17 protein-coding genes are annotated in these 21,448 nt (G+C 63.8%); 4 read left to right on the top strand and 13 right to left on the bottom strand.

The features are described from left to right. Nucleotides 1–7: 7 nt before the first annotated feature. Nucleotides 8–718 (top strand): sulfate/molybdate ABC transporter ATP-binding protein, encoded by a 711-nt coding sequence (locus AC3RCG_RS01260; RefSeq protein ID WP_492402565.1) that lies wholly within the window; start codon nucleotides 8–10, stop codon nucleotides 716–718. Nucleotides 719–758: 40 nt separating this feature from the next. Then, nucleotides 759–1,526 (top strand): TOBE domain-containing protein, encoded by a 768-nt coding sequence (locus tag AC3RCG_RS01255; protein ID WP_070223263.1) that lies wholly within the window; start codon nucleotides 759–761, stop codon nucleotides 1,524–1,526. 92 nt (nucleotides 1,527–1,618) lie between these two features. Here AC3RCG_RS01255 and AC3RCG_RS01250 read toward each other — a convergent pair whose 3' ends face one another. Further along, nucleotides 1,619–4,693 (bottom strand): response regulator, encoded by a 3,075-nt coding sequence (locus tag AC3RCG_RS01250; protein ID WP_492402503.1) that lies wholly within the window; start codon nucleotides 4,691–4,693, stop codon nucleotides 1,619–1,621. A 239-nt stretch (nucleotides 4,694–4,932) separates the two neighbouring features. On the opposite strand from AC3RCG_RS01250, the gene fnr reads away from it, so the two are divergent. Further along, nucleotides 4,933–5,691, top strand: coding sequence for a fumarate/nitrate reduction transcriptional regulator Fnr (fnr, locus tag AC3RCG_RS01245; protein ID WP_070223259.1), 759 nt, complete (start codon nucleotides 4,933–4,935; stop codon nucleotides 5,689–5,691). A 126-nt stretch (nucleotides 5,692–5,817) separates the two neighbouring features. Here the strand turns inward: fnr and AC3RCG_RS01240 are convergent, their stop codons facing one another. The 11 genes from AC3RCG_RS01240 to AC3RCG_RS01190 all read right to left on the bottom strand — a co-directional run bounded on the left by AC3RCG_RS01240 (nucleotide 5,818) and on the right by AC3RCG_RS01190 (nucleotide 17,820). Continuing rightward, a complete protein-coding gene (locus AC3RCG_RS01240) occupies nucleotides 5,818–6,342 on the bottom strand; it encodes a FixH family protein (RefSeq protein ID WP_492402504.1) in 525 nt (174 codons plus the stop codon). Nucleotides 6,343–6,488: 146 nt separating this feature from the next. Next, nucleotides 6,489–7,871: a cytochrome c oxidase accessory protein CcoG gene (gene ccoG / locus AC3RCG_RS01235; RefSeq protein WP_121670761.1), complete on the bottom strand. Its 1,383-nt coding sequence runs from the start codon at nucleotides 7,869–7,871 to the stop codon at nucleotides 6,489–6,491. Between the two features lie 4 nt (nucleotides 7,872–7,875). Next, nucleotides 7,876–8,796 carry a cytochrome-c oxidase, cbb3-type subunit III gene (ccoP, locus tag AC3RCG_RS01230; RefSeq protein ID WP_046681778.1) on the bottom strand — a complete coding sequence of 307 codons (921 nt, stop codon included), beginning with the start codon at nucleotides 8,794–8,796 and terminating at the stop codon, nucleotides 7,876–7,878. Continuing rightward, on the bottom strand, nucleotides 8,789–8,989 hold the full coding sequence (locus AC3RCG_RS01225) for a cbb3-type cytochrome oxidase subunit 3 (RefSeq protein ID WP_070223255.1): 201 nt from the start codon (nucleotides 8,987–8,989) through the stop codon (nucleotides 8,789–8,791). Before AC3RCG_RS01225 ends, ccoP begins: the two co-directional genes overlap by 8 nt. Before the next feature lies 1 nt (nucleotide 8,990). Beyond that, nucleotides 8,991–9,605 carry a cytochrome-c oxidase, cbb3-type subunit II gene (gene ccoO / locus AC3RCG_RS01220; protein WP_070223252.1) on the bottom strand — a complete coding sequence of 205 codons (615 nt, stop codon included), beginning with the start codon at nucleotides 9,603–9,605 and terminating at the stop codon, nucleotides 8,991–8,993. 15 nt (nucleotides 9,606–9,620) lie between these two features. Beyond that, entirely contained in the window at nucleotides 9,621–11,048 is a 1,428-nt protein-coding gene (ccoN, locus tag AC3RCG_RS01215; RefSeq protein ID WP_046681775.1) for a cytochrome-c oxidase, cbb3-type subunit I, read from the bottom strand. 228 nt (nucleotides 11,049–11,276) lie between these two features. Next, the gene (gene ccoS / locus AC3RCG_RS01210) at nucleotides 11,277–11,453 is read right to left on the bottom strand and encodes a cbb3-type cytochrome oxidase assembly protein CcoS (RefSeq protein ID WP_046681774.1); all 177 of its coding nucleotides are present in this window, start codon (nucleotides 11,451–11,453) and stop codon (nucleotides 11,277–11,279) included. Nucleotides 11,454–11,455: 2 nt separating this feature from the next. After that, nucleotides 11,456–13,885 (bottom strand): heavy metal translocating P-type ATPase, encoded by a 2,430-nt coding sequence (locus AC3RCG_RS01205; RefSeq protein ID WP_492402508.1) that lies wholly within the window; start codon nucleotides 13,883–13,885, stop codon nucleotides 11,456–11,458. Nucleotides 13,886–13,907: 22 nt separating this feature from the next. Further along, nucleotides 13,908–14,678, bottom strand: a complete 771-nt coding sequence (locus AC3RCG_RS01200) for a sulfite exporter TauE/SafE family protein (RefSeq protein ID WP_070288951.1) — start codon at nucleotides 14,676–14,678, stop codon at nucleotides 13,908–13,910. A gap of 9 nt (nucleotides 14,679–14,687) precedes the next feature. Continuing rightward, nucleotides 14,688–16,136: an oxygen-independent coproporphyrinogen III oxidase gene (gene hemN, locus AC3RCG_RS01195; RefSeq protein ID WP_099408217.1), complete on the bottom strand. Its 1,449-nt coding sequence runs from the start codon at nucleotides 16,134–16,136 to the stop codon at nucleotides 14,688–14,690. 25 nt (nucleotides 16,137–16,161) lie between these two features. After that, nucleotides 16,162–17,820: a methyl-accepting chemotaxis protein gene (locus AC3RCG_RS01190; protein WP_070223242.1), complete on the bottom strand. Its 1,659-nt coding sequence runs from the start codon at nucleotides 17,818–17,820 to the stop codon at nucleotides 16,162–16,164. Between the two features lie 264 nt (nucleotides 17,821–18,084). On the opposite strand from AC3RCG_RS01190, the gene AC3RCG_RS01185 reads away from it, so the two are divergent. Continuing rightward, a complete protein-coding gene (locus tag AC3RCG_RS01185; protein WP_070312674.1) occupies nucleotides 18,085–19,302 on the top strand; it encodes a DUF1444 domain-containing protein in 1,218 nt (405 codons plus the stop codon). A 10-nt stretch (nucleotides 19,303–19,312) separates the two neighbouring features. On the opposite strand, the gene AC3RCG_RS01180 is transcribed toward AC3RCG_RS01185, so the two are convergent. Beyond that, entirely contained in the window at nucleotides 19,313–21,394 is a 2,082-nt protein-coding gene (locus AC3RCG_RS01180) for an EAL domain-containing protein (protein WP_492490443.1), read from the bottom strand. Nucleotides 21,395–21,448: the final 54 nt, after the last annotated feature.

The following is a 21,448-nucleotide window of genomic DNA, read 5'->3' as shown; positions in this document are numbered from 1 at the left end:
GCCTATGATGACGTCCATGCAACTCGACCTCGACATTCGCGCTACCTTGCGCTCCGGCAAACGCCGTTTCGACCTGCACGTGCAATGCACCTCAGGCAGCCAGCGCATCGCCATGTATGGCCCGTCCGGCGCCGGCAAGAGCATGACCCTCAAAGCCATTGCCGGACTGTTTACACCGGATGCGGGCCATATCCGCCTGAACGGGCGCACCCTGTTCGACTCGGCCGCCGGCATCAACTTGCCGCCGCAGCAGCGCAATGTCGCCTACCTGTTCCAGGATTACGCGCTGTTCCCGCACCTGACGGTGCGCCAGAACGTGGGCTTCGGCCTGGCGCGGGGCTGGTTCAATCCGCGTGCGCGCGAAAAATTGCAGAGGGTCGAGCATTGGCTCGATGCCTTCCACTTGCAGGAACTGGCGCACCAGTTTCCCGACGAGTTGTCCGGAGGCCAGCGCCAACGGGTGGCGCTGGCGAGGGCGCTCGTGGCCGAGCCGAACGCGCTGCTGCTCGACGAGCCGTTCGCCGCCCTCGATCCGGCCCTGCGTGTCAAAATGCGCCTGGAACTGAGCCAGTGGCAGCAGCGCCTGGACGTGCCCATGATCCTGATCACCCATGATCCGGAAGATGCGCGCATCCTGGGCGAGCATGTGCTGTACTTGCGCGACGGACAGATCGATAACAGGGAAGAACACATGGCATTGGGTGAACGCATTGGATAAATCAGCGGCAGCGGAAATCGGCCTGCAAGGCTCGGTATGGATGACGGTGGGCGGAGAGCACCTGGGCGGCGCCGGCAGGGTGGAATTGCTGGGCGCCATCGCCGAGTGCGGCTCCATCACGCAGGCAGCCAAGCTCGTCAAGATGAGCTACAAGGCGGCCTGGGACGCGATCGACGCGATGAACAATCTGGCGGGCGAGCCGCTGGTCGAACGCCTGACGGGCGGCAAGGGCGGCGGCGGCACGCGGCTGACGCAACGGGGACGCCAGCTGGTCGACAATTTCCGCATCATCGAGCGCGAGCATGCGCGCTACCTGCGCCAGCTGGGCAGCCAGGCCGAAGGCATCGCCGACGATCTTTTACTCATACGGAGAATGGCCATGAAAACCACGGCACGCAACCAATTCCTGGGCAAGGTGGCTGAACTGAAACAGGGCGCCGTCAACGACGAAGTCACGCTGGAATTGCCCGGTGGCCAGCACATCGTGGCCATCGTCACGCAAGGCAGCAGCGCAAGTCTGGGCCTGGTGCCGGGCGCGGAAGCGTTTGCGCTGATCAAGGCATCGTCGATCATCCTCGTGGCCGACAGCGCAGGCGCGCGCTTTTCCGCACGCAATCAGCTGGCCGGGCTGGTGACGCGGGTGCAGACGGGCGCCGTCAACACGGAAGTGGTGCTGGACTTGCCGCGCGGCGGCACCATCGCCGCCATCATCACCAACCAGAGCAGCACCGAGCTGGGCATCGAGATCGGCAGCAGTGTGACGGCGATTTTCAAGGCGTCCAGCGTGATCCTGGGCGTGCCAGCGTAAATGGGGTAGGTCGGATTAGCGCGCAAGCGCGTAATCCGACAAGGTTCCGGGGTCAGACCCGGCGGGTCTGACCCCAGTTTTACGTTGCAGGCTTAATCCTTCAGCCTGGACAACCAATCGGCCGCCGCCGCCAGCGCCTGCTCCAGTTCCTGCGCCGTCTGCGCCAGCAGCGCCGGCACTGCGTCGAGGCGGCCCGCATCGATGGCTTCCTCGGTGGCGAACGCGGTGCGGATCAGGCGTTTCGTGCCCAGGGTGCCGACGGAGCCGCGCACGCTGTGCAGGATGCGCGCCACGTCGCTGTGGCGGCCTGCCTGCAATGCTGTTTCGGCGTCGCGCATGGGCGTCATGCCCTTGTTCAGCGCGTCTTCCACCATGCGCCGCAGCACGCCGCGCCCTTTCGCGTCGCGCCCCATCACGCGCATCAGCGGCGCCATGGAAAACACTTCCTCATCGGCGACGGGCGCCGGCCCGGCCGTCTGCACTGGCGGGCGCTTGGGCAGGTGGCGCAGGATCACTTCCATCATCTCTTCCACCACCACGGGCTTGGCGATGAAATCGCTGATGCCGGCCGTCATGCAGCGCTCGCGCTCGGACGCCAGCACGCCGGCCGTCATGGCGATCACGGGCAGGCTCAAGCGTAGTTCCGTGCGGATGATGTGGGTGGCGCTGAAGCCGTCCATGACGGGCATCTGCATGTCCATCAGCACGATGTCGTAGCGCAGCGCTTCCGTGCGCAGCCGTTCCACCGCTTGCAGGCCGTCGCCCACCACGTCGAGGGTGGCGCCCATGTGTTCGAGGATGCCGCGCGCCACGGCCTGGTTCAAATGGTTGTCTTCCACCAGCAGGAAATGCACGCCGGCCAGTTCCGTGCCCAGCGGCTGTTGCAGCATGCGCTGCTCGCCGCCGTCGTGCTTGGTAATCAGCGCCTGGTGCAGGGCGTCGAACAGGCTCGAGCCCGTGATGGGCTTCATCAGCACGACGTCGGCCTCGGCCGCGCTGGAGATTTCCTCGAGGTGGTTGCGGGCGAAGGCGTTGACCATCACCACGATGGGCTGGCGCTGGCCGCTGGCCGCCTGGCGGATGGCCTTGGCCGTGGCCAGGCCGTCCATCACGGGCATGTGCCAGTCGGCCAGCACCACGTCGTACGGCTGCTGCTGCGCCAGGCGCTCGCGGTACAGTTCGATAGCGGCAAAGCCGGAGTCCACTTCGTCGGCCAGCCAGCCCCACGCCTCGATCAGCTTGACGATCAGTTCGCGCGTGGTGCGGTTGTCGTCGGCCACCAGCAGGCGCAGCTGGCCCAGGGTGGGCGTGCGCCGCGTTTCGGCCGGCTGCGCCAGCATCTCGAACGGCACGCTGAACCAGAAGCGGCTGCCTTTGCCTTCGCTGCTGGCGACGGCGATGTCGCCGCCCATCATGTGGATCAGCTGTTTGCTGATGGCCAGGCCCAGGCCCGTGCCGCCGAAGCGCCGCGTGATGCTTTGGTCGCCCTGCGAAAACGCGGCAAACAGCTGCTGTTGCTGCAACTCCGTCATGCCGATGCCCGTGTCGCGCACTTCGAAGCGCAGCCAGGCGCGGCCCTTGTCTTTCTCGGCCAGGCTGACGGCCACCACCACTTCGCCGCTCTCGGTAAACTTGATCGCGTTGCCGGCCAGGTTGACGAGAATTTGCTGCAGCCGCTGGGCGTCGCCCATGAGGCGGCGCGGCACGTCGGGCTCGACGGCAATCGCCAGTTCCAGCTCCTTTTCGCCCGCATTCATCGTCATCGTCGTGGCCAGCGTGTTCATGACTTCGTCGAGGTCGAATTCGACGGGCGACAATTCCATGCGGCGTGCCTCGATCTTCGAATAATCGAGCACGTCGTTGAGGATGCCCAGCAGCGACTGGCCCGCCACGCGCACCATGGTCAGATACTTGCGCTGTTCCGTATCGAGCTTGGTATTGCCCAGCAAATACACCATGCCCAGCACGGCATTGAGGGGCGTGCGGATTTCATGGCTCATGTTCGCCACGAAATCGCTCTTCGCGCGGTTGGCCGCCTCGGCCCGGTCGCGCTCCTGTTCCAGCTCCGCCGCGCGCGATTCGAGCTCCTGCTGCAAGCGGTCGCGCTCGCTCATCAGGCCGTTGAACGCTTCCGTCAGCTCGCCGATCTCGTCGCGCTGCTGCACGGGCACGGGAGTGAAACGGCTGCCGCTGGTGCGCAGCGCCTGCAGGGTGTCGCGCAGGCGCACCAGCGGCGAGAGCAGGCGCACGGTGACCCAGCCCAGCACGGCTGCCGCCAGCAGCGAGGCGAGGATGCTCCACAGCACCAGCCGGTACAGCACGCCGTCGAACGGTTCGAAGGCGTCGTCGAGGGGCAGCGAGGCGGCCAGCAGCCAATTTACGGATTTCAGGCGCTTGAAGCTGTTGACGGCCGTGATGCCGCGGCTGTTGGTGCTGACCATGGTGCCTTCGCCATCGTCCTTCAGCAGCCGGGTGGTCGTCAGGTTGGCGTTCGGCAGGCGCGGCTGCAGCAAACGGCTGGTGTCGGGATGCAGCACATAGCGCGGCACGGCGCCGCGCGTGAGGACGAAGTAATAGCCGCTCTTGCCGATCTTTTCCGAGCGCAACCTCCCCAGCAGGTTATCCTTGTACAGGCGCAGCACGCCGATCACCACGCCGGCCACCTGGCCATCGGCGCCCAGCACGGGCGCGACCATCTGCACGATGGGCATGCCGCTCGATTTGCCCAGCATCGGCTCGGTGATCATGGGCTGGCGCGTGCGCAGCACGGTCTGGAAATACTCGCGCTCGGCGACGTTGATGCCGGCGCGCCCCGCCACTTCCGGCATGTCGGCCACGACGGCGCCGTGCGCGTCGAGCACCAGCACGTCGTCGAACAGCACCAGCATCGAGCGGCGCGAATAGTATTCGCGCAATTGGGCGGGCTGGGTGATCAGTTCTGGCGGCTGCTGCCGGGCCGTCAGGGTGACGATCTGCAGCAGCATGCCCAGCTTGTCGTCGAGCTCGGCGGCGGTGCGGCTGATCAGGGACGACTGCTGGCTCAACAGTACCTTGGTGAAATCGTCGCGCATGTGCTGCACCTGGATCATGGTGACCAGCGCGATCATGGCGATCGAGGTCAGGCTGGTGGCCAGCGCGACTTTTGCTTTGATGCCGAGAGGCTTCATGATTTCCTTTTCAGTACCGGGCGGCACAGGCGGCAGATAATGCTGTCAGGAATTTTCCTATCAATACCCCAGCTTGGCAAGCGCCGCCACGCAAATTGCCCTCTCCGCATGGGCTTTTGACGATGTTGCCATATAATTAAAGTCGGAACGTCGTTTATTCAGCGAAATTGCGGTGAAATTGGCACACGGCAACCCTGTATGCAGTAAACTTGTTGTTGCATTTTCTAAAAGGTACCGACATGACTGAAGCGCTACTCACTCCAACCTCGCCCACAGTGACCGTGGAAGCGTTGCGTGCGCGATGCTCGACCTGCAGCATGCATCAATTGTGTCTGCCGATGGGCCTCGACGTGGGCGACATGGACAGACTGGACCAGATCATTGGCCGCCGCCGCAAGATCGTGCGCGGCGCTTCGCTGTTCCGCATCGGCGACTCGTTCCAGAACCTGTATGCGATCCGTCTGGGCCACTTCAAGACCTACCAGATCAATCCGGGCGGCGAAGAGCAGGTGACGGGTTTCCAGATGGCGGGCGAACTGCTGGGCATGGACGCCATCAGCGCCGACCGCCACCACTGTAATGCGGTGGCGCTGGAAGACAGCGAAGTGTGTGAAATCCCGTTTTCCAGCCTGGAACAATTGCTGGGCAATATGCCGACCCTGCTGCGCCATTTCCACCGCATGATGAGCCAGGAAATCACGCGCGAGCAAAGTGTCATGCTGTTGCTGGGCAACATGCAGGCGACGCAGCGTTTTGCCGCCTTTATCGTCAACCTGGCGTCGCGCTATGAAGCGCGCGGCTATTCGGCCAGCAAATTTCAGTTGCGCATGTCGCGCGAGGAAATCGGCAACTACCTGGGCCTGACCATCGAAAGCGTCAGCCGTTTATTGTCGAAATTCAAGAAGGAAGGCTGGCTGCGCGTTTCCAACCGTGAGATCGAGATCTTGCAGCCGGCCAAGTTAAAAGCTATTACAGCCGGCACCGACGTCTGCAAGTAACAGCACCGTCAAAACCTACTGCGCGTCGTGCTTTGCGGCCTGCGATGCTCGCTGTGCTATAGCACAGCTGTGCTTCTCAGCCACAAATCACTGCCGCTCGCTACGGTTTTTTCCCGGCGCTGTACGTTATAGCTCTTCATCCGCGTGCAGCGCGATGCTGCGTTGCACAGGCCAGGTCCAGATGCCGGACAGGCGCCACTCGCGTTTGTCGTTTTCCACCAGCACTTGCCAGCGGCTGCGCTCGAGCATCGGCAGCGTCACGGAAAAATTGCCGGCCGCATCGGGTTGCACCAGCAGCTTGATATCCTTTTCCGGCAGGGTCGCATGCGCCAGGTGCAGCTGCAAAGGCCCCTGGTACGCCTTGCCGAAGCTGTGCACGGAGCCGCTGAGGCGCGCTGCAGCGACGTCATACGACAGGGTCGTATCCATGGCCAGGTCGCTGGCGATCGTGTCGCGCTTCAAATCCTGGTTGATCGCCTTGCCCTGCTTGTAATAGTCGCCCACCACCAGCGCGTCGGGCTGCGTAAACGCGATATAGCCCATGAAGCTGCCGACGACCACGGACAGGCCGGGACCGATCATCAGCAGCCATGGCCAGCGATGCTTGTACCAGGGGGCAACGGGAGGTTGCAGTTTCAGACTGTCGGACATTGTGTTCTCCTTGGGGGTGGACCCTTTGGGTCCGACTCCAGCTTTTGCTTCCGGGTTGAAAATCAAGTGACCCTAACGCATGATTGATGATACCCCTACGGCGAAATAACGGGGTCGGACCCGGAGGGGCCGACCCCAAATCAACGTCACCGCGGCACGATGAACACCGCGCTTTCGCGCACATGCAGCGACGGGTCGTCCAGCGAGTGCAATTCGATCGCAATCTTGTTCGAGCCCTTCTCGCCGACGCCGTGCGGCACGCGCAGGCGGATCGGCCAGCCCAGCGTTTCCGTCGGCTGCAAGGTCACTTCGTCGCGCGTCAGCAAGGTCAGACCCGGCAAGCCGGAAGCGCTGATTTTGAAATGCTGGCTTTGCTCCGAGGTGTTCATGATCTGCAGACGATAGACGTTTTCGATCATGCCGTCTTCCACCTCGCGTCCCATCGAACCGCGGTCGCGGATCACGTCCATCTTCAGGGGCGTGCGCAGGGCCAGCGAGGTACACACGGCGATGATGATCAGGGCCAGGATGGACGTGTAGATCAGCACGCGCGGGCGCATGGCGCGCTGGCGGATCTGCTTCGAATTGAAGTTGTTTTCCATCGCATGGTCGGTGCTGTAGCGTATCAGGCCACGCGGCCGCTCGACCTTGTCCATCACCGTATTGCAGGCATCGACGCAGGCGGCGCAGCCGATGCATTCATACTGCAGGCCGTTGCGGATATCGATACCGGTCGGACACACCTGCACGCACAGGGTGCAATCGATGCAGTCGCCCAGCTTGTCGTTGTTGCCGGCCTTCTTGCTCATGGCGCCGCGTGGTTCGCCGCGCTTGGCATCGTAGGTGATGATCAGCGTGTCCTGGTCGAACATGGCGCTCTGGAAGCGCGCGTAGGGGCACATGTATTTGCACACCTGCTCGCGCAGCCAGCCCGCGTTGCCGTAGGTTGCCAGGCTGTAGAACAAGACCCAGAACCATTCCCAGGGACCGAAATTGAGGGTGGTCACCTCGCGCGCCAGTTCCTTGATCGGCGTGAAGTAGCCGACAAAGGTAAAGCCCGTCCACAGGGCGATGGCGCCCCATACCAGGTGCTTGGCCGTCTTCTTGAACGCCTTGCGCACGGAGGGGCCCTGCTTGTCGAGGGCCATGCGCGCGCTGCGCGTGCCCTCGATGCGGCGTTCGACCCACAGGAAGATTTCCGTGTATACCGTTTGCGGGCAAGAAAACCCGCACCACACCCGCCCGGCAATGGCCGTGACGAGGAATAACAAATACGCACAGATGATCAGCAGGGCCGCCAGATAGATGAAATCCTGGGGCCACAGCACGACGCCGAAAATGTAGAACTTGCGCGTGGTCAAATCGAACAGCAGGGCTTGCCTGCCATTCCAGGTCAACCACGGCAAGCCGTAGAACGCGAGCTGGGTAAGCCATACGCATACCCATCGCCAGGTAGCGTAGCGTCCTTTGGCCTCGCGAGGGTAGATTTGCTCGCGGGCCGCATACATCTTGATGACTTGAGGTTCCATTACATCATTTCACGGGCGTCTGGGGATTCGACAGGCTCCAGACATACGCCGACAGCACGTGTACCTTGGATTCGCCGAGGAAGTCGCTGAAGGCCGGCATGGTGTTGTTGCGACCCTTGCGCACGGTTTCCATGATGGTATCGGCGCTGCCGCCGTACAGCCAGATCTTGTCCGTCAGGTTAGGCGCGCCGAGCATCTGGTTGCCCTTCGCATCGGCACCGTGACAGGCCATGCAGGCGCCGAACTTGGCCTTGCCCAGCACGGACTTGACGGGGTCCGACGTGGAACCGGACAGACTCAGCACGTAATGGGCCACGTTCTCGACATCTTTTTCGGAACCGAGCGCGGCGCCCATCGGCGGCATCTGCCCATTGCGGCCATGCATGATGGTGGTCTTGATGATGTCGGGATCACCGCCATACAGCCAGTCCTTGTCCGTCAGGTTGGGGAAGCCCTTGTTGCCGCGGGCATCCGAACCGTGGCACTGCGCGCAGTAGGTCAGGAACAGACGCTGGCCGATCGCTTGCGCCTGCGGATCGGCGGCCACCGTCTTCAAGTCCTGGCTCAGGTACTTGTTGAACAGGGGGCCGTAGTCGGCTTCCGCCTTCTTCAGCTCTTCCTCGTACTGGCCCGTCGATTTCCAGCCCAGGCTGCCGGCGTAGGTGCCCAGGCCCGGGTACAGGAACAGGTAGGCCAGCGCGAAGACGATGGTGATGTAGAACAGCCACATCCACCAGCGCGGCATCGGCGTATTGAGTTCCTTCAAGTCCTCGTCCCACACGTGGCCCGTGGTGCCGTCGGCGGGGGCGCCGGCGGCCACTTTCACTTTCGACTGCGAGTACAGCAGCACGCCGCAGCCGATGATGCCCAGCAGGGACAGCACGACGATGTAGATATTCCAGAAGCCATTGGTAAAGTCAGCCATGGTTGCGCTCCCCTTGTGCCGGCGCGGCATCGGCCGGATAGTCGAGCGCCTCGTCGGCGAACGGCAGGCGTGCCGCCGCGTCGAAGTCGCCATTGCTGCGGCTGAACGTCCACCACAGGATGCCCACGAATGTCATAAAGGAAACCACCGTCATGACGCTGCTGGCGCTGTCAAACAGGTTTTCGATTGCCATGCTAATTCCTTGTTTTGATTAATGTACCGAGGCCTTGCAGATAGGCGACCAGGGCGTCTTCTTCCGTCTTGTCCTGCAGCTGCGCGGGGCCGGCGGCGATCTCTTCGTCGCTGTACGGCTGGCCCAGGCGTTTCAGGGCGCGCATCTTCGGCATGATGTCGTCAGGCACCAGCTTGGTCTTCGCCAGCCATGGGTAGGCCGGCATGTTCGACTCGGGCACCACGTCGCGCGGGTTGTTCAAGTGCGTGCGGTGCCATTCGTCGCTGTAGCGGGCGCCCACGCGGGCCAGGTCCGGCCCCGTGCGCTTGGAACCCCACTGGAACGGACGGTCGTAGACGAACTCGCCGGCGACCGAATAGTGGCCATAGCGTTCCGTTTCCGCGCGCAGCGGACGCACCATCTGCGAGTGGCAGTTGTAGCAGCCTTCGCGCACGTAGATGTCGCGGCCCGCCAGGCGCAGCGGCGAATACGGCTTCAGGCCGGCGACGGGCTCCGTCGTGCTCTTCTGGAAGAACAGGGGGACGATCTCGACGGCGCCGCCGATGCTGATCACCACCGTGACCAGGGCGATCAGCAGCCAGGGGTTTTTCTCAATCCATGCATGTGAAAATTTCATTTGCTTTCGCTCCTATCAGGCGTGCGCCGCGTTCAGTTCCGGAATGCGGGCGACGGGGAGTTTGCTGCCGCGCAGAGTCATCCAGGTGTTGTAGCCCATGATGCACATACCCGACAGGTACAGCAGGCCGCCGGCCACGCGCACCACGTAGTACGGATACGTTGCTTTCACGCTCTCGACAAAGGTGTAGGTCAGGGTGCCGTCCGGATTGACCGCGCGCCACATCAGGCCCTGCATCACGCCGGCGATCCACATCGCGGCGATGTACAGCACGATGCCGATGGTGGCCACCCAGAAGTGCACGTCGACCAGGCGCGTGCTGTGCATCTGCGTGCGGCCCGCCAGGCGCGGCAGCAGGTAGTAGATCGAACCCATGGTGATGAAGCCCACCCAGCCCAGGGCGCCCGCATGCACGTGGGCAACGGTCCAGTCGGTGTAGTGCGACAGCGAGTTGATGGTCTTGATCGACATCATCGGACCTTCGAAGGTGGCGATGCCGTAGAACGACAGCGAGACGATCATGAATTTCAGGATCGGATCGGTGCGCAGCTTGTGCCAGGCGCCCGACAGGGTCATGATGCCGTTGATCATGCCGCCCCAGCTTGGTGCCAGCAGGACCAGCGAGAAGACCATGCCGATCGATTGCGTCCAGTCAGGCAATGCCGTGTAGTGCAGGTGATGCGGGCCCGCCCACATGTAGGTGAAGATCAGCGCCCAGAAGTGGACGATCGACAGACGGTACGAGTACACGGGGCGCTCGGCCTGTTTCGGGATGAAGTAGTAGACCATGCCCAGGTAGCCGGCGGTCAGGATGAAGCCCACCGCGTTATGGCCGTACCACCACTGGATCATGGCGTCCTGCACGCCCGCATACGCGGAATACGACTTGGTGAACGAGGCTGGCATGACGGCGCCATTGACCACGTGCAAAATCGTCACGGCCAGGATGTAGGCGCCGAAGAACCAGTTGGCCACATAGATGTGCTTGACCTTGCGCTTGATCAGGGTGCCGAAGAAGACGATGGCGTAGGCGATCCAGACGACGGCGATGAGGATGGCGATAGGCCATTCCAGCTCGGCGTATTCCTTGCCGCGGGTCAGGCCCATGGGCAGGCTGACGACCGCGCACAGGATTACCGCTTGCCAGCCCCAGAAGGTAAAGGCGGCCAGTTTGTCGGAAAACAGGCGCACCTGGCAGGTGCGTTGCACGACGTAGTACGAGGTGGCGAACAGGCCGCAGATGCCGAAGGCGAAAATCACCGCATTCGTGTGCAGCGGACGCAAGCGTCCGTATGTCAGCCATGGTATGTCGAGGTTCAGGGCAGGCCAGGCCAGCTGAGCGGCGATGATAACGCCAACCAGCATGCCGATGATGCCCCATACCACAGTAGCGACCGCGAATTGCTTCACGATCTTGTAGTTATAGTTCAGCGATTGATCCACAAAGACTCTCCCTGGAATTACTATTTATGATGGTGGCCAGAGAGTAAGTGTTTGACCGCGAAAAAACTTTGATGTGGATCAAAATTCCCCGGATGAAATAAGCGTAGCGAACTGGCATCGAAATAAAGTGATATTTCGATCAAAAAAGCCGTACAAGATCCCTGCAAAAAGGGCATGTGGAGCAGACGCGCCGGCCATGGCGTGCGGGACGCCGGCCGGGCGATGAAGTCAGGGATGCGGTTCGCCGGGCGCCGGCTTGACCGTCGTATCGTCGTCCTGCAGCACGCGCAGGCCCGGTCCGACGAGGTCGTCGAACTGGCCGCTGTCCGAGGCCGTGAAATACACCCACAGGGCGATGAAGACGACCACGACGCTCAGGGGGATGAGGAGATACAGTGCTTCCATGTTCAGGCTTTCCGCAGGCGCAGGGCGTTGGCGATGACGACGGCCGAGCTGGCAGCCATGCCGACGCCGGACAGCCAGGGGTTCAAGAAGCCCAGCGCGGCGGCCGGGATGGCCGTCAGATTGTACAGCGTGGCCCAGCCCAGGTTCTCGCGGATGATGCGCATGCTGCGCGCGGCCGTCTTGGCCGTGTCGAGCACGGACACCAATTGGCTCGACAGCAGCACCGTGTCCGCATGCGCTTGCGCCAGCGCGGCGCCGGAGCCCATGGCGAAGGACACGTCGGCACCGCTCAGCACGGCGGCGTCGTTGATGCCGTCGCCCACCATCGCCACCACGGCACCCGTCGCCTGCAATTGCTGCACGAAATCGAGCTTTTCATCGGGCAGGCATTCGCCGCAGGCCGTGGCGATGCCCAGCTCCGCCGCCACGCTTTGCGTCAGCGCTTCCTGGTCACCGCTCAGCAGCACGACTTGCTTGCCGTGCCGGTGGAAATACGCGACCACGTCGCGCGCTTCCGGGCGCAGCGCGTCGCTGAGCAGGAAGCGCGTCAGCCAGCGCCCCTGCGTGCCCAGGTACAGCGGCGTCATTCCCTGCATGCCGACGGCCGTGTCACCCAGCGGCGGACCCGCGATGGCGGCGACAAAGGCCGCATTGCCCAGGCGGTAGCGCACGCCGTCGACGAGGCCCTCGAGGCCCTGCCCCTGCACTTCCTGTAATTGTTCCGCATGCGTGCGCGGTGTTTCTCCCGCTGCTGCCAGGATCGCCTGTGCCAGCGGATGGGCGCTGCCCGCCTCCAGCGCGGCGGCCACCTGCAGGCAGTCGTCTTCCGTCATGCCGTCCAGGCCCTCGATCTGTTTCAGCACGGGCCGGCCCAGGGTCAATGTCCCCGTCTTGTCGAAGACGATGTGGGTGGCGCGGTGCAGGGTTTCCAGCACGTGCGGCTGGACGATCAGCACGCCGCGCCGCAGCAGGCTGTCGGTGGCGGCCGCCAGCGCCGTCGGCGTGGCGAGAGACAGCGCGCACGGGCACGAGACAACCAGCACGGCAATGGCCACGGGCCACGCCTGCGACGGGTCGTGCCAGCTCCAGAAGGCGAACACGGCGACGGCAAACAGCAGCAGGCCCAGTACGAACCAGGCGGCGACCTTGTCGGCCCACTGCGCGATCTGCGGCTTGCCGCTGCCGGCCCGCTCGATCAGCTTCAACAGGTCGGACAAGGTGCTTTCGCGCGCCGGTTTCAGTACGCGCAAGATCAGTGCCGCGCTGGCATTGATTGCGCCGCCCGGCACCCGCTCGCCCAGTTTGCGGCGCTGCGCCGCGCTCTCGCCCGTCAGCAGCGATAAATCGAGCGCGCTCGTGCCTTCGATGATGACGCTGTCGGCGGCGATCGCCTCGCCCGGCTTGACCAGGATGATGTCACCGACGGCCAGGCTGCCGGCCGGCACCAGGGTGGTGGCGCGGTTGTCGGGAAAGCCCGCCATCAGCGAGGCGGACGCGGGCAAGGCATGCTGCAGCCTTTCCAGCGCCGAGGCAGCCTTGCGGCGCGCCTGCAGCTCGAAATAGCGGCTGCACAGCAGCAGAAAAATGAACATCGTGGCCGAGTCGTAATACACCTCGCCGCGGCCCGTAAACGTCGCCACCACGCTGCCGAAGAACGCTGCCAGGATGCCCAGCGCCACGGGCACGTCCATGCCCAGGGTGCGCGCGCGCAGGCTGGCCCAGGCGCCCTGGAAAAACGGCATGGCCGAATAGCAGATGGCCGGCAAGGTGAGCAGCAAACTGGCCCAGCGCATCAGGCTGGCCATATTGTCGTCCAGCGTGCCGTCTTCGGCCGCCAGGTAGGCGGGTGCCACGTACATCATCACCTGCATCATCGACAGGCCGGCCACGAACAGCTGGCGGCCCAGCGTCTTGCTGGCTTTTTGCAGGCGTTCGCCATGGCGCACGGCGTCATACGGATAGGCCGTGTAACCGACTTGCCGCACGGCTTGCAGGATGTCGCCCGGCTCGCACTGCGCGCGGCTCCAGCGCACGTACAGGCGCTCCGTGGCGACGTTCAGGCTGGCCGCCTGCACGCCGGGCAAGCGCGTCAGCTGGCGTTCGATCAGCCAGACGCAAGCGGCGCAGCGGATGCCTTCGACAGATAGGGTCGCTTCGCAGCTGCTGGCGTCGCGCGCGAATTGCGTGTCGTCATTGCTGTACAAACGCAGTTCGGGCGGCACCATGGTGGCGTCAGCCGCGTTGACGGCGTATTCGTCGCGGTCGCGGTAGTAGGCGCTCTGGCCGATGTCGACGATGGTTTGCGCCACCGCTTCGCAGCCGGGGCAGCACATGGCGCGCGGCACGTCGTCGATGGTGACGTGCCAGCTCGAGCCGCTGGGCACGGGCAAGCCGCAATGGAAGCAGGCGGAGGGTTGTAAAACTGCATTCATAAGTTTGTTTTCATGCGTCTTTTCATGGATGGCCCGTGACGCACAGGGCGTCGAGCCAGCCCAGCGAGACGCCATTCGCGGCGCGCAGCAGGCCCAGCAAGCCAAAGCCCAGCACCAGCACGCCGCTGGCGATGCGCACGGGGCGGCGCTGCATCTGTGCGCGCAGGCGCGTGCCCAGCAGTCCCATGCCCAGCAACGTGGGCAGGGTGCCCAGGCCGAAGGCGGCCATCGTGGCCGCGCCGCTCAGGGCCGAGCCTTGCATCATGGCCGTCAGCAGGGCGCTGTAGACCATGCCGCACGGCACCCAGCCCCACAGGCCGCCCACGGCCAGGGCCTTGAACGGCGTATCCATGGGCATCAGCGGTTTCAGCAGGGGGCGCACGCGGCGCCAGACGACGTTGCCCGCCGCTTCCAGGCGGGCCAGGCCGCGCCAGGCATCCATCAGGTACAGGCCCAACGCCACCAGCATCAGGTTGGCCAGCCAGTAGCCGGCCACTTGCAGTGACGCCATGTGCAGCATGCCCGCGCCGGCGAGGCTGCCGGCCAGGGCGCCGGCCAGCATGTAGCTGCCTATGCGCCCGCCGTTGTAGGCCAGCACGCGCAGCACATTGGCCTGCACGGTTGTCTGCAATGCCGGGCGCGCCACGGCGATGGCGATCACGGGGCGCGCTGGCGCGGGAGCGGCACCGCCGCTGATCGACAGGGCGCCCACTATGCCGCCGCACATGCCGATGCAGTGCACGCTGCCGGCCAGGCCGACCAGGAACATGGGCACGAGGCTGAGGGCGTTCATCGGGCGGTGTTACACCGTTTTCGAGTAGCGCAGCGGCTGCACCGCGTCCGGCGCCGCGTTGGCGCGCGCCATGGTCAGGTAGCGGTCGAAAACCATGCAGATATTGCGGATCAGCAAGCGCCCTTTCGGCGTCACCGTCAGCCAGTCTTCCTCGATGACGAGCAAGCCGTCACGCGCCAGTTCGCGCAGCTTTTCCAGTTCCGTGGCGAAGTAGCTGCGGAATTTCACGGGGTGCGCCTGCTCGATGGTGGCGATCGACAATTCGAAATTGCACATCAGCATCTGGATGATGATACGGCGTAATAAATCGTCCGTATCGAGCTTGATGCCGCGCGCGATCGGCAGCACGCCTTCGTCGAGCTTTTCATAGTACGCGTCGAGCGTCTTTTCATTCTGGCTGTAGACGGCGCCGACGGAACTGATGGCCGAGACGCCGCAGGCGATCAGGTCCGCTTCCGCGCGCGTGGAATAGCCCTGGAAATTGCGGTGCAAGCGGCCCTGGCGCTGCGCCACGGCCAGGTCGTCCGTCGGCTTGGCGAAATGATCCATGCCGATGTAGACATAGCCGGCGGCGGTCAGGCGCGCGATGCACAGGCCCAGCATGGCCAGCTTGGTGGCGCTGTCGGGCATGTCGGCGTCGAGGATGCGGCGCTGCGGCTTGAACAGGTGCGGCATGTGCGCGTAGTGGTACAGGGCGATGCGGTCGGGGCTGGCGTTGATCACCTTGCGCAAGGTTTCCGTCATCGTGTCCAGGTTTTGCTTGGGCAGGCCGTAGATCAGGTCGATGCTGATCGAGCGGAAACCGGCGTCGCGCGCCGCCTGCATGATGGCCACCGTTTCCGCTTCCGGCTGGATGCGGTTGACGGCTTTTTGCACGTCCGCGTCGAAATCCTGCACGCCCAGGCTGATGCGATTAAAGCCTTGCGCGCGCAGGGAAAACACGCGCTCGCGCGACACGGTGCGCGGATCGATCTCGATCGAATATTCGCCGTCTTCATCGGCAGCGAACTCGAAATGCTGGCGCAGGTGCGCCATCAGCTCGTCCATCTGCTTTTCGCTCAGGTAGGTGGGCGTGCCGCCGCCGAAGTGCAATTGCTCGATCTGGTTCATGCCGGCAAACAGCTTGCCCTGCATGGCGATTTCCTGTTTCAGGTAGCTGAGGTAGGTGGCGGCCTTGCTGCGGTCTTTCGTGATGATCTTGTTGCAGGCGCAGTAGTAGCACAGGGTGTCGCAGAACGGCACGTGCACGTACAGCGACAGCGGACGGCGGCCGCCGCGCATGCGCAGCGCGGCCAGCGCTTCGAGGAAATTGCCGTAGCCAAAATCGGCACTGAAACGGTCGGCGGTCGGATACGACGTGTAGCGGGGGCCGGACTGGCTCATCTTGCCGATGATGACCGGGTCGAATTCGACGACGGCGTCCAGGTCGGCGGAAGCACTGCTGAGGAGTGTAGGCATGATGTGTTTTGATGTCTTGAAAGGTTTAGGCGGCCAGGCGTTTCATGGCGGGTTTGCCGGCGTTCGCGGCGCCGCCCTTGCCGCCGGGCATGGCGACGCGGCGCGGTGGCGGCATCTTGCCGAAATTGAACAGGCTCACGGCTTGCGACAGGCTGGCTGCTTCTTCCGCCAGGCGCGTGGCGGCCGCGGCGGCTTCTTCCACCAGGGCCGCGTTCTGCTGCGTCACCTGGTCCATGTGGGCGATGGCCTGGTTGACCTGGTCGACGCCGATGCTCTGCTCGCGCGAGGCGATGGAAATTTCCTGCATGATGGCCGTCACCTGCTTGACGGAGCTGACCACCTGCTCCATGGTGGCGCCCGCGCGGTTCACCTGCAGCATGCCGGCGCCCACCTTGCCGACGGAAATTTCGATCAGTTGCTTGATGTCCTTGGCCGCCACGGACGAGCGCTGCGCCAGGTTGCGCACTTCGCCCGCCACCACGGCAAAGCCCCTGCCCTGCTCGCCGGCGCGCGCCGCTTCCACGGCCGCGTTCAGGGCCAGGATGTTGGTCTGGAAGGCGATGCCTTCGATCAGGCCGATGATGTCGACGATCTTCTTTGACGAGGTGTTGATGTCGTCCATGGTGGTGATCACTTCGGAAACGATCTCGCCGCCCTGCACCGCCACTTTCGAGGCGGCCACGGCCAGTTCATTCGCCTGCACCGAGTTGTCCGCGTTCTGTTTCACGGTCGACGAGAATTCCTCGATGCTCGACGCCGTCTCTTCCAGGCTGGCCGCCTGCGATTCCGTGCGGCCCGACAGGTCCATATTGCCGACGGCGATTTGCTTGGTGGCCACGGCCATGGTTTCCACGTTGATGCGCACGTCGCGGATGGTGGCGATCAGGTTGCTGTTCATCTGTTGCAGGGCGCGCAGCAGCTGGCCCATTTCATCCGTGCTGTCCGTTTCAAAACTGCCCGACAGGTCGCCGGCGGCAATCGCCCGCGCGCCGTTCAGGGCCTTGCCCAGCGGCTTGAGCACGGACATGCGCAAGGTGTACCAGAGGAAGACGTTGATCAGGAAACCGAACAGGGTGGCGCCGAAGATGGCGTAATTGGTGATCTTGCCGCCGCTGGCGAACAGGCTGATGATGCACACCAGCAGCTGCAGGCAGTTGACGATGGAGGTGGCGGCCCAGATGCGCAGGTTGAGCGACATGTGCGTCAGGTTGTGCAGCAGGTGCGCCAGGCCCGGGCGCACGATCTGGCCATGCTTGATGACGATGTTGCCGCCTTCCTTGTTGCGGATGGCCGCGTAGGCTTCCTCTGCCGCCTTGACCTGGTCCTTGTCGGCCTTCACGCGCACCGACATGTAGCCGATGGTCTTGCCCGCTTCGCGGATGGGCGTGACGTTGGCGCGCACCCAGTAAAAATCGCCGTTCTTGCAGCGGTTCTTGACCAGGCCCGTCCACGGCGTGCCCGCCTGGATCGACGCCCACAGGTCGGCAAACGCTTCGGCCGGCATGTCCGGGTGGCGCACGATGTTCTGGGGCGAACCGAGCAGCTCTGCCTCGCTGAAGCCGCTGACCTGGCTGAAGTACGGATTCACGTAGACGATATTGCCGTTCATATCCGTTTTCGACACGATGGCCTGGTCGTCCTGGACGAGGACTTCACGGTTAGTCACTGGCAAATTTTGTCGCATGGTCGCGGCTTCCTGGTCGGTTAAATGAGCAATTGGTAAGTAAGACTTGCACGATTGCAAGAATGGAGATCAGTGTAAGGAGTCGCCTGCGCAAATTTATTGATGTAGATCAAAATCCTCCAGATTGGCTCGGGTAATTTGCCGCAGCTCTCAAGCCAGTCCCATTTCGTCCCGGTAGCTTTTCGTTTATAGTGCCAAATTGGCTATTTCTTTTGCTAATTGGCACTATTTGCCTTGGCGGCTTTCTTTGGATTCAGGAGACCCATGGGTTTATTCGATTTTTTCCGCAGCCCTCCCTCGCGCGATGCCTTTGCGCAGCTCGTCCTGCGGCAGATCGGCCAGGATGGCCTGGCATCCGACAGCCGCTATGAACGGGAACAGTTTCGCATCGTGTCGGGCAGCGACGACGGGCATGTTTTCAATCTGGACAATGCCTACCGCGACTATTGCGCCGCGCCGCGCAAGCAGCGTGCACACGTCGTGCAGCACTACCTGAGCATCTACTCGGCTCCCGGCGTGCCATCCAGCTTTGCCGACGCCCGCGCCAGCCTGATGCCCGTACTGCGCAGCCGCCGGCAGGGCGACCATCTGCGCCTGCTGGCGCAGACCGAGCCGCAGCGTCCTGCATTTGCCACGGCCTGCCAGGACTTCAGCGAGGATGCGGTCGTCATGCTGGCCTACGATACGGAAGCGAATATGGCCACCATCGGCCAGGCTACGCTGGCGCAGTGGGGCGTGACGTTCGAACAGGCGCTGGCGGCGGCCATGGACAATTTGCGTGACCGCACGGCGCACAGTTTCGTCGCGTTGGGCAACGGCTTGCTGCTGGGCGACTGGAACGACGCCTATGATTCTTCGCGCCTGTTGCTGCCGGACTTGCTGTACCGCGCCTGCGAAGGCGGCGAACCGCTGGTGATGGTGCCCACGCGCGGCCGCTTCCTGCTGGCGTCGTCGCACCATGCGGCAGGACAGCTGGCCATGGTGGCTCTGGCCGACCAACTGGCGCGCGACGAGGGGCGGCAGGTCTCGACCGCCCTGTATGGCGTGCGGGACGGGAAAATCGTCGCCTGCGAACCGGCCGATGCGGCCGTCGCCACGGCGCTGCGGCGTTTCCAGACGATCGTGCGCGCCGATCTCTACAACCAACAGAAGGAAGAGTGGGAGCAACTCAACACGAGCACGGGCGAAGATGTCTTCGTCGCCAGCTGCCTGCTGATCGAACGGCAGCCGGGCGAGCGCGTCGTTTCCGTGAGCAGCTGGGCCCGCGACGTGCATACCTTGCTGCCGCGCACCGATGTCGTGGCGCTCGAGGTGCGCGACGAGCATGGCGAGCGCAGCGGCAGCAAGCTGCTGGCGTGGGACGAGGCGCAAGCCATCGGCGGCGGCCTGATGGAGCAAATCGATTGCTACCCGGTGCGCTACCGCGTGCGCGCGTTTCCCGATGCGCAGTGCGTGGCGGCGGCGCCGGCCTGCGAGCTCTGAAGCCTGGCCGCTAATCCACGCCCGCCGTCAGCGGCCGCAAGCCGCCCACGGCGTAGCCTTGCGCATAGTCGATGCCCAGCTCGCGGATGACGGCCAGGGTGGCTTCGTCTTCCACGTATTCGGCCACCGTTTGCAGGCCCATCACGTGGCCCACTTCATTGATGGCCTTGACCATGGCGCGGTTGATGGCGTTGGTGGCGATGTCGCGCACGAAGACGCCGTCGATCTTCAGATAGTCGACGGGCAGGGCCTTCAGGTAGCCGAATGAGGAAAAGCCGCTGCCGAAGTCGTCGAGCGAGAAGCGGCAGCCCATGGCCTTGAGCTGGCGCATGAATACTTGCGCCTTGGGCAGGTTGGCGATGACGGCCGTTTCCGTGATTTCAAAACAGATTTGCTCGGGCGCAATCGCGAATTGCACGAACTGCTCGGTAATGTAGTCGTGCAAGCCCGTGTCAGCCAGCGACATGCCCGACAGGTTGACGGAATACAGGGCCGGTGCGCGGCGCCGGCTTTCGGCCAGCGCCTCGAGCGGCGGCAGGCTGTCGCGCACGCTTTCGATATGCGCGCAGACGGCGCGGATGACCCAGCGGTCGATGGGCAGCATCATGTCGTAGCGTTCGGCGGCGGGAATGAAGGCGCCGGGCAGTATCAGGTCGCCCTTGCTGTTGCGGATACGGATCAGCACTTCGTCGTGGTGTTCCTCGCGGTCGTGCAGGTGCACGATGGGCATGGCGTACAGGCGGAAATAATCGTGTGCGAACGCTTCGTTCAGACGCGAAATCCACAGCATTTCGCCGTGCCGCTGCGCCAGCATGACGTCCGATTCCTGGTAGATATGGATGCGGTTGCGGCCCTGCTCCTTGGCCAGGTAGCACGCCTGGTCGGCAGCGCTCAGCAGCTCGCTCATGGACTTGCTGTCCTGGTTGATTTCCACGATGCCGATGCTCACGCCCAGCTCGAAGCTGCGGTTATCCCAGGCGAAGCGGAAATCGCGGATGGACTGGCGCAGCTGTTCGCCGATCTGCCGCGCGTGATCGAGCGGGCAGTGGGGCAGCAGCACGCCCAGTTCGTCGCCGCCCAGGCGCGCCAGGATGTCGCTGTCGCGCATGCGCCCCTGCAGCATCTTGGCCAGCAGCTGCAGCAGCACGTCGCCGGCGCCGTGGCCGCAGGTGTCGTTGATGACCTTGAACTGGTCCAGATCCAGGTACAGCAGCGCATGTGTGTGGCCGTCCTGCTTGGCCGTGTGCAGGGCGCCGGCCACCAGATGTTCGAATTCGCGCCGGTTGATCAGGCCCGTCAGGGCGTCGTGCGTGGCTTGCCACGACAGCTGCTGGCTCAGCTTGCGTTCGTGGCTGACGTCGCGAAACACGACGACGGCACCGAGGATCTCGCCGTCGCGCGACCAGATGGGCGCGGCCGAGTCTTCCACGGCGATATGCCGCCCTTCGCGCGTGACCAGCTGCGCATGCGTGGAAATGCCGATGGCCTGGCGCTGGCGCAAGCACTTGATGGCCACGTGTTCGAGCGGCGCCCCCGTGTGTTCATCGACGAGCTTGAGGGTTTCCCAGATGTCCAGGCCCTGCGCCAGCTCGTTGCTCCAGCCCGTCAATTGCTCGGCCACCCGGTTCAGGTAGCGCGTCTTGCCCTGAGGATCGGTGGTGATGACGCCATCGCCGATGGAGCTGAGCGTCACTTCGGCCAGTTCCTTGCTTTCGGCGATCAGAAGTTCGCGCTCCATGTGCTCGGTGATATCCCAGATGATGCCCAGGGTGCGTTCGGGATGCCCGTCGGCATCCATGAAAATTTGCGCCTTGGCAGCCAGCCAATGTTCGCTGCCGTCGGGCCAGACGACGCGGTATTGCAGGGCGTAGCCTTCGCGCCGGCGCACGCCGTCCTGCAGCACGGTCATGACCTTGTCGCGGTCGCTGGCGCGCACGCAGTCGAGAAAGGCGCGAAATGGCTGCGTCAGCGCGCGTTCTTCCAGGCCCAGCAAGGCAGCGCCCTTGGCCGACCAGCTGACCGTGCCGTCGATGACCTGGCCATCGACGATGCGCGAATCCCAGATGGCCATGTGCGCCGCCTCCAGTGCCATCTGCAAACGTTTCTGCTGGTCGCCCATCATCCCCTCCCGACATGGATACGGAGA

The organism is Janthinobacterium sp. GW823-FHT01H08, assembly GCF_058797855.1.
The sequence above is the reverse complement of the archived record's forward strand: the minus strand, read 5'-3'. Positions and strand labels throughout refer to the sequence as shown.